This is a genomic window from Pseudomonas sp. P106(2024) (genome assembly GCF_057480815.1).
In genome coordinates this window covers 62,093-70,311 of sequence record NZ_JBLIYU010000021.1, presented here as the reverse complement: position 1 = coordinate 70,311, position 8,219 = coordinate 62,093, and the positions used below count along the sequence as shown (strand labels likewise).

Here is an 8,219-nt window from a genome sequence, read left to right as displayed (position 1 = left end):
AGACAGTGAATAATCACGCTGTGTGCGCTTTACACCTTGCTCCATCTGACTCTCCGGAAATTCGGGATGGGAGGTGTAAACCTTATTCAGGACGGGACAGCCTAACGAAAAAAGGGGCGATCCTTGCGGATCGCCCCTTTTTTGATTTGGTAGGCACAATTGGACTCGAACCAACGACCCCCACCATGTCAAGGTGGTGCTCTAACCAACTGAGCTATGTGCCTGTCGTGTGGGGCGCATTCTACGCGATCCAAATGCCCTGTCAACCATTTTTTTCACGCTAAGCTACTGAATCTTAAAATATTTATAGAAGGCCAGGGTTCAGCGTCAGGTAAAGGATTTTCACCGGACGACTAGCGGGTGTTTATTATTATTGATAGCATCGGTACATTCGTTAAAAATATAAAACACGAGGTTCCTCGAGCATGGCCAACACCCCCTACCCCCAGTCCTACTACGCCGCCTCGGCCAACCCGGTGCCGCCACGTCCGGCGCTGCAGGGTGAGGTGGAAACCGATGTGTGCATCATCGGTGCCGGCTACACCGGCCTGTCCAGCGCCCTGTTCCTGCTGGAGAACGGCTTCAAGGTGAGCATCGTCGAGGCCGCCAAGGTCGGCTTCGGCGCTTCGGGCCGCAACGGCGGCCAGATCGTCAACAGCTACAGCCGCGACATTGACGTCATCGAACGTACCGTCGGCCCCAAGCAGGCACAACTGCTGGGCCAGATGGCCTTCGAGGGCGGGCGCATCATCCGTGAACGCGTGGCCAAGTACAACATCCAGTGCGACCTGAAGGACGGCGGCGTATTCGCCGCGCTGACCAGCAAGCAGATGGGCCACCTGGAATCGCAGAAGCGCCTGTGGGAACGCTTTGGCCACACCCAGCTGGAGCTGATGGACCAGAAGCGCATCCGTGAAGTGGTGGCCTGCGACAACTATGTGGGCGGCATGCTCGACATGAGCGGCGGCCATATCCATCCGCTGAACCTGGCCCTGGGCGAAGCTGCCGCGGTCGAGTCCCTGGGCGGCATCATCTACGAGCAGACCCCGGCCGTGCGCATCGAGCGTGGCGCCAACCCCGTCGTGCACACCCCGCAGGGCAAGGTCCGCGCCAAGTTCATCATCGTCGCCGGCAACGCCTACCTGGGCAACCTGGTGCCGGAACTCGCGGCCAAGTCGATGCCGTGCGGCACCCAGGTCATCACCACCGAGCCGCTGGGCGACGAACTGGCGCGCACCCTGCTGCCGCAGGACTACTGCGTCGAGGACTGCAACTACCTGCTCGACTACTACCGTTTGACCAGCGACAAGCGCCTGATCTTCGGTGGCGGCGTGGTGTACGGCGCGCGCGACCCGGCGAACATCGAGGCGATCATCCGTCCGAAGATGCTCAAGGCCTTCCCGCAGCTCAAAAACGTCAAGATCGACTACGCCTGGACCGGCAACTTCCTGCTGACCCTGTCGCGCCTGCCGCAGGTCGGCCGTATCGGCGACAACATCTACTACTCCCAGGGCTGCTCGGGCCACGGCGTGACCTACACCCACCTGGCGGGCAAGGTGCTGGCCGAGGCCCTGCGCGGCCAGGCCGAGCGCTTCGACGCCTTCGCCGGCCTGCCGCACTACCCGTTCCCGGGTGGCCAGATGCTGCGTGTGCCGTTCAGCGCCATCGGCGCCTGGTACTACAGCCTGCGCGACCGCCTGGGCTTCTGATCCAGCGCCATCCGGAAAGCCCGCTCCCCTGAGCGGGCTTTTTCGTTTCCACACGGCATGCTCTCAACCCGCTTCACGGTAGGGATTGCGCGGATCCTGGGTCCAGTTCATGTACGGCTTGCCGGTCTCCTGCGCCTGCATGTCGATGCAGCCCTCCACCGGGCAGGTGATCTGGCACAGGTTGCAGCCGACGCACTCGGCCTCGATCACGCTGTAGGCGTGGGTGCCGTCGGCCTTCGGGGTGCTGGCGATGGCCTGGTGCGAGGTGTCCTCGCAGGCGATGTGGCAGCGCCCACAGCCGATGCAGGCGTCCTGGTCGATGCGAGCCACCGTCTTGTAGTTGATGTCCAGGTACTTCCAGTCGGTGGTGTGCCCCACGGCCTGGCCGCGAAACGCCTCGAGGCTGCGGTGGCCGTGCTGGTCCATCCAGCGCGCCAGGCCGTCCTTCATGTCGTCGACGATGCGAAAACCGTGCAGCATCGCCGCCGTGCACACCTGCACCGCGCCACTGCCCAGGGCGATGAACTCGGCGGCATCGCGCCAGGTGCCGATACCGCCGATACCGCAGATCGGCAGGCCGTGGGTCTCGGGGTCGCGGGCAATTTCGGCGACCATGTTCAGGGCGATCGGCTTGACCGCCGAACCGCAATAGCCGCCATGGGTGCTCTGGTCGCCGACGATGGGGTGGGCGACCATGCGGTCGAGGTCGACGCTGGTGATCGAGTTGATCGTGTTGATCAGCGACACCGCGTCCGCCCCGCCCCGGTGCGCGGCGCGTGCCGACTGACGAATATCAGTGATGTTGGGGGTGAGCTTGACGATCACCGGCAGCGCGCAGTGGGTCTTGCACCAGCGGGTGACCATTTCCACGTACTCCGGCACCTGGCCGACGGCCGCGCCCATGCCGCGCTCGGGCATGCCGTGGGGGCAGCCGAAGTTGAGCTCGATGCCATCGGCACCGGTGGCTTCCACCAAGGGCAGGATGAACTTCCAGGACTCTTCCACGCACGGCACCATCAGCGACACGATCAGCGCGCGGTCGGGCCAGTCCTTCTTCACCTGGGTGATCTCGCGCAGGTTGATCTCCAGCGAGCGGTCGGTGATCAGCTCGATGTTGTTGATGCCCTGCACCTGCCGGTTGGGGCCGAAGTGCGCCGAGTAGCGCGACGACACGTTGACCGCCGCCGGGTCCTCGCCCAGGGTCTTCCACACCACCCCGCCCCACCCGGCCTCGAAGGCGCGGACCACGTTGTAGGCCTTGTCGGTGGGTGGCGCGGAGGCCAGCCAGAACGGATTGGGCGCCTTGATGCCGGCAAATTCGATGGACAGATCGGCCATTTACGCAGCCTCCACGTTGAGCATGAGTTGGGCATGGATGGCTTCGGCGGCCAGCTTGCCATGTTGCACGGCCTGGACGGTGAGGTCCTGGCCCAGCGCGGTGCAGTCGCCGCCGGCATAGATACCGGGGATGGAGGTCTGCATGTGCGCGTCCACCTGGATGCGCTCACCGTCGCGGGCCAGTTGCGCCGCCAGCGGGTCGGCCAGGCTTGCGTCATCGAAGCCTTGGCCGATGGCCTTGAAGATCGCGTCGGCGGCCAGCTCGAAGGTTTCGCCGGTATCGCCCAGGCGCCCATCGACCAGTTGCGTGCGCGCGAAGCGCATGCCGCGCACGCGCCCGGCATCATCCAGCAGCACGGCCTCGGGCCTGGCCCAGGTGTGCAGACGCACCTGGTTGTGCTTGGCGATTTCCTGTTCGTGACCGGTAGCGCCCATGTCGGACACGCCACGGCGGTAAACCAGGTTGACGTCGCGGGCCCCCAGGCAACTCATCTGCACGGCCATGTCGATGGCGGTATTGCCGGCGCCTAGCACCAGGCAGCGGTCGGCCAGCGGCAGCTGGGTGAGGTCGTCGGCCTGGCGCAGCTCGCGGATGTACGTGGTGGCGGCGAGCAGGCCCGGGGCGTCCTCGTCCGCCAGGCCCAGCTGGCGCGCGGCATCCAGGCCCAGGCCGAGGAACACCGCGTCGTGCTGGGCATGCAGCTCTCCCAGCGACAGGTTGGCGCCCAGGCGCTGGCCATGGCGGATCTCGATACCGCCGATGCCCAGCAGGAACTCCACCTCGCGCTGGGCGTAGTCGTCCACCAGCTTGTAGCGGGCGATGCCGTACTCATTGAGGCCACCGGCTTTCTCCCGCGCCTCGAAGATCACCACGTCATGGCCGTGCATGGCCAGGCGGTGCGCGCAGGACAGCCCGGCGGGGCCGGCGCCGACCACGGCGATGCGCTTGCCGCTGGCCGGCGAGCGCTGGAACGGATGTTCGGTGAAGCCGGCGTGGTCCAGGGCGTAGCGCTGCAGCTGGCCGATCAGCACCGGCGCGCATTCCTGGGCGTTGTTGCGCACGCAGGCCTGCTGGCAGAGGATCTCGGTGGGGCACACCCGGGCGCAGCTGCCGCCGAGGATGTTGGCCGAAAGAATGCGTTCGGCGGCGCCCTGCAGGTTCTCGTCGCTGATGCGGTGGATGAACGAGGGGATGTCGATCTCGCTGGGGCACGCATTGACGCAGGGCGCGTCGTAGCAGTACAGGCAGCGCGCGCTCTCGACGGCGGCCTGGCGGGCGGTGAGTGGGGGCGCGAGGTCGCTGAAGGCCTCGGCCAGCTGGTCGGCGCCGGCCCGGGGGCGCGGCAAGTGGTTCAGGGCGTCGATCACGGTTGTAGCCTCTCGCGTTTTTATGGGCTCAGGCGGCGGTCACTCGCCTGTCCGTTCTGGGGGATGGCAGTCAACAGGAGCATGGGTGTTGTTATCAGGGGGCGCTTGCGCCCCTTTCGCGACACAAGGCCGCTCCCACAGCCAAAGCACCGATCCCTGTGGGAGCGGCCTTGCGTCGCGATGGGCTACGAAGCGGCCCCAATGGCCTCAGCGCTGAACCGGTGTCGGCCGCTGATGCTCGGCACGCCGCTCCAGCACCTCGTACACCGACGGGTACGCCGGCCGCTCCACATAGCGCCCCGCGCCCGGCTCGGCGCGCAGGTCGCCATCGGCCCAGAGCACCTTGCCCTGGCTGATGGTATGGCTGGGGATACCGCGCACGGTGCGGCCTTCGAAGATGTTGAAGTCGACCCGCTGGTGATGGGTCTGGGCGCTGATCGTGCGCGTGCCCTGCGGATCCCACAGCACCAGGTCGGCGTCGGCGCCGACGCGGATGGCGCCTTTGCGCGGGAACAGGTTGAAGATCTTCGCGGTGTTGGTGGAGGTGAGCGCGACGAACTCGTGGATCGACAGGCGCCCGCTGTTCACCCCGGCATCCCACAGCACCGCCATGCGGTCCTCGATGCCGGCGGTGCCGTTGGGGATGCGGCTGAAGTCGTCGCGGCCCATGGCCTTCTGCTCGGCGCAGAAGCAGCAGTGGTCGGTGGCGGTGGTGTGCAGGTTGCCCGACTGCAGGCCGCGCCACAGCGCCTCCTGATGCTCGCGCGGCCGGAACGGCGGGCTCATCACGTAGCCGGCGGCTGTGGCCCAGTCCGGGTCGCGGTAGACGCTGTCGTCCAGCAACAGGTGGCCCGGCAGCACCTCGCCGTACACCGGCTGGCCCTTGGCCCGGGCATAGGTGATCTCATCCAGCGCCTCGCGGCTGGAGACATGCACCAGGTACAGCGGCGTGCCAAGGGTCTCGGCGATGCGGATGGCGCGGCTGGCGGCCTCGCCCTCGACCTGCGACGGGCGCGACAGCGGATGCGCCTCGGGCCCGGTCAGGCCCTGGGCCAGCAGCTTCTTCTGCAGGTGATAGACCAACTCGCCGTTCTCGGCGTGCACTGTCGGCACCGCGCCCAGTTGCAGGCAGCGTTCGAAGCTGGCCACCAGGGTGTCGTCGGCGGCCATGATCGCGTTCTTGTAGGCCATGAAGTGCTTGAAGCTGTTCACCCCATGCTTGGCCACCAGCTCGCCCATCTCCTCGGCGACCTGCTCGCTCCACCAGGTGATGGCGACATGGAAGCCGTAGTCGCTCGCGCTCTTCTGCGCCCAGCCACGCCAGGTATGGAAGGCCTCGAGCAGCGATTGCTGCGGATTGGGGATAACGAAGTCGATGATCGAGGTAGTGCCCCCGGCCAGGCCTGCGGCGGTGCCACTGAAAAAGTCCTCGCTGGCCACCGTGCCCATGAACGGCAGTTGCATGTGGGTGTGCGGGTCGATGCCGCCGGGCATCAGGTACTGGCCTGAGCCGTCGAGGACTTCGCAATCGGTGGGGGTTTCGAGGTGGCTGCCGATGGCGCGGATCAGACCATCGACACACAGGACATCTGCACGGTAGCTCTCTTCATGGGTAACCACGGTGGCGCCACGGATCAACAGGGACATGCCGTTTTCCTCGCAGGCTGACCGGTCTTCTGGCCGGTTCTTGGAATAGTTTCGGGCCGGGCGCTGGAGGTGACGCGTTCAATCCTGTCAGGCCTGACAAGAATCGAGGCTAGTATCTGATCGGATATTCATCAAGAAAAAATATATGCAAATATTATATTTTGTAACTGTTTGATTTTTAATAAAAAATTTAACAATTAACCAAAATGTGACACCCCTTCACCATTTTGACGCACTTGACAGGAAGCCAAATTGGTCAAGATTTTCTACGCAAAATCAGCAGTTTGTTTCCTGGCTGGAAGGCGCAGGCCGCGCCAGTGGTTTTCCAGGTTGCACCCGTTTGAACCACGCGGGTGACGGACCGGCCAGACAGACGGCGCACCAGGGTGCCCACCCCACCCTCGTCGTCGCGCTGAAGAATGCCCTTGCAAGACAGTGAGTTACCTCCGGTTGGCGGCGGCCGCCGGGAAGGCGCGGGCTTTCCCGGCACGTTTGTTGAAAACGCAGGCCACAACCGCCTGGCCGGACCGGAGGAGCAGTACTGCTGGTGTGTGTACTCCGGCCATCGCGGCAGCCCGATGAGCGACAACTACAAGAAAAAAGACCTGGAGAACCCCATGCAACAGAGCAGATCGCAAGTGGTCGAGCAGCATGGCCTGTTCGAGCTCGACGCCGGCAGCGACGTCCTCGACAGCCCCCGCTACAACCACGACATCGCCCCGACCAAGGTGCACCAGCGCACCTGGAACAAGTGGCACATCACCGCGCTGTGGGTGGGCATGTCCATCTGCGTGCCCACCTATACCCTCGGCGGCGTGCTCACCGCCTACTTCGGCCTGAGCGTGAGCGAGGCGCTGCTGGCGATCCTGCTGGCCAACCTCATTGTGCTGATTCCGCTGACCCTCAACGCCTTCCCCGGCACCAAGTACGGCATCCCCTTCCCGGTGCTGCTGCGCGCCTCGTTCGGCATCTTCGGCTCCAACGTGCCGTGCCTGATCCGCGCCGTGGTGGCCTGTGGTTGGTTCGGCATCCAGACGATGTTCGGCGGGCTGGCCATCCACCTGTTCCTCGGCTCGCTGTTCCCCGAGTGGAAGGCACTGGGCGGCACCGGCGAGGTGATTGGCTTCATGCTGTTCTGGTCGCTGAACCTGTGGGTGGTGCTGCGCGGCGCCGAGTCGATCAAGTGGCTGGAGACGCTATCGGCGCCGCTGCTGGTGGCGGTGGGTGTCGGCCTGCTGTTCTGGGCGCTGCCGCACATGTCGATGAGCGAACTGCTGGCGCAGCCGCCCAAGCGCCCCGAGGGCGCCAGCGTGGTCGGCTACTTCTGCGCCGGGCTTACCGCGATGGTCGGCTTCTGGGCCACGCTATCGCTGAACATCCCCGATTTCAGCCGTTACGCGAAGAGCCAGAAGGACCAGATCCTCGGGCAGATCTTCGGCCTGCCGCTGACCATGTTCCTGTTCGCTTCGCTGGGCGTGATCATGACCGCCGCTTCCGCCTCGCTGGTGGGCCAGACAGTGTCCGACCCGGTGAGCCTGATCGGCCATATCCAGAGCCCCGGCTGGGTGGCCCTGGCCATGGCGCTGATCATCATCGCCACGCTGTCGACCAACACCGCGGCCAACATCGTCTCGCCCACCAACGACTTCCAGAACATTGCCCCGCGGCTGATCGGGCGCAGCCGCGCGGTCTGGCTGACCGGCTTCATCGGCCTGGCGCTGATGGGTCACGAGCTGCTCAAGAAGCTCGGCTGGATCGTCTCCGACCTGAGCCTGGAGAGCGTGTACTCCAACTGGCTGCTGGGCTACTCCAGCCTGCTCGGGCCAATTGCCGGGATCATGGTGGTGGACTATTTCCTGGTCCGCCGCCAGCACCTGGACCTGGCCGGGCTGTACCGCGACGACGTGTACCCGGCCTGGAACTGGGCCGGGTTCGTCGCCTTCGGCGTGCCGGTGGCGCTGACCGTGATGGCCATCGGCAACAGCAGTTTCAGCTGGTTCTACGACTATGGCTGGTTCACCGGCTCGCTGCTCGGCGGCGGGCTCTACTACGCCCTCGGTGGCCTCGCGGTGCGCGGACCGGCGCGGCTGGCCAAGCCGTTGCCTTGATGCACTGCAGCTCCCACGTGATGCCAAAAACAACAGCCTGAGGAGATAC

At 65.2% G+C, this 8,219-nt stretch carries 5 protein-coding genes and 1 tRNA gene; 2 read left to right on the top strand and 4 right to left on the bottom strand.

Features of this window, described 5'->3' with window-relative positions; all coding sequences use genetic code 11:
* Positions 1–147: 147 nt before the first annotated feature.
* Positions 148–224 (bottom strand) — tRNA-Val (locus AC25M7_RS23770).
* A gap of 201 nt (positions 225–425) precedes the next feature.
* Between AC25M7_RS23770 and AC25M7_RS23765 the strand changes: the two genes are divergently transcribed.
* Positions 426–1,709, top strand: a complete 1,284-nt coding sequence (locus tag AC25M7_RS23765; protein ID WP_028692549.1) for an NAD(P)/FAD-dependent oxidoreductase — start codon at positions 426–428, stop codon at positions 1,707–1,709.
* A 63-nt stretch (positions 1,710–1,772) separates the two neighbouring features.
* Here AC25M7_RS23765 and preA read toward each other — a convergent pair whose 3' ends face one another.
* The 3 genes from preA to hydA form a co-directional block, all read right to left on the bottom strand.
* Complete coding sequence (gene preA / locus AC25M7_RS23760) at positions 1,773–3,047, bottom strand: NAD-dependent dihydropyrimidine dehydrogenase subunit PreA (protein WP_207851513.1); 1,275 nt, start codon at positions 3,045–3,047, stop codon at positions 1,773–1,775.
* Positions 3,048–4,415, bottom strand: coding sequence for an NAD(P)-dependent oxidoreductase (locus AC25M7_RS23755; RefSeq protein WP_207851512.1), 1,368 nt, complete (start codon positions 4,413–4,415; stop codon positions 3,048–3,050).
* A 207-nt stretch (positions 4,416–4,622) separates the two neighbouring features.
* A complete protein-coding gene (gene hydA, locus AC25M7_RS23750; RefSeq protein ID WP_028692552.1) occupies positions 4,623–6,062 on the bottom strand; it encodes a dihydropyrimidinase in 1,440 nt (479 codons plus the stop codon).
* Positions 6,063–6,679: 617 nt separating this feature from the next.
* Between hydA and AC25M7_RS23745 the strand changes: the two genes are divergently transcribed.
* Positions 6,680–8,170, top strand: a complete 1,491-nt coding sequence (locus AC25M7_RS23745; RefSeq protein ID WP_062359641.1) for an NCS1 family nucleobase:cation symporter-1 — start codon at positions 6,680–6,682, stop codon at positions 8,168–8,170.
* Positions 8,171–8,219: the final 49 nt, after the last annotated feature.

What these genes read in the sequence shown, in the direction of transcription:
- AC25M7_RS23765 (WP_028692549.1), top strand. Translation starts at nt 426, where the DNA reads ATGGCCAACACCCCCTACCCCCAGTCCTACTACGCCGCCTCGGCCAAC.
- preA (WP_207851513.1), bottom strand. Translation starts at nt 3,047, where the DNA reads ATGGCCGATCTGTCCATCGAATTTGCCGGCATCAAGGCGCCCAATCCG.
- hydA (WP_028692552.1), bottom strand. Translation starts at nt 6,062, where the DNA reads ATGTCCCTGTTGATCCGTGGCGCCACCGTGGTTACCCATGAAGAGAGC.
- AC25M7_RS23745 (WP_062359641.1), top strand. Translation starts at nt 6,680, where the DNA reads ATGCAACAGAGCAGATCGCAAGTGGTCGAGCAGCATGGCCTGTTCGAG.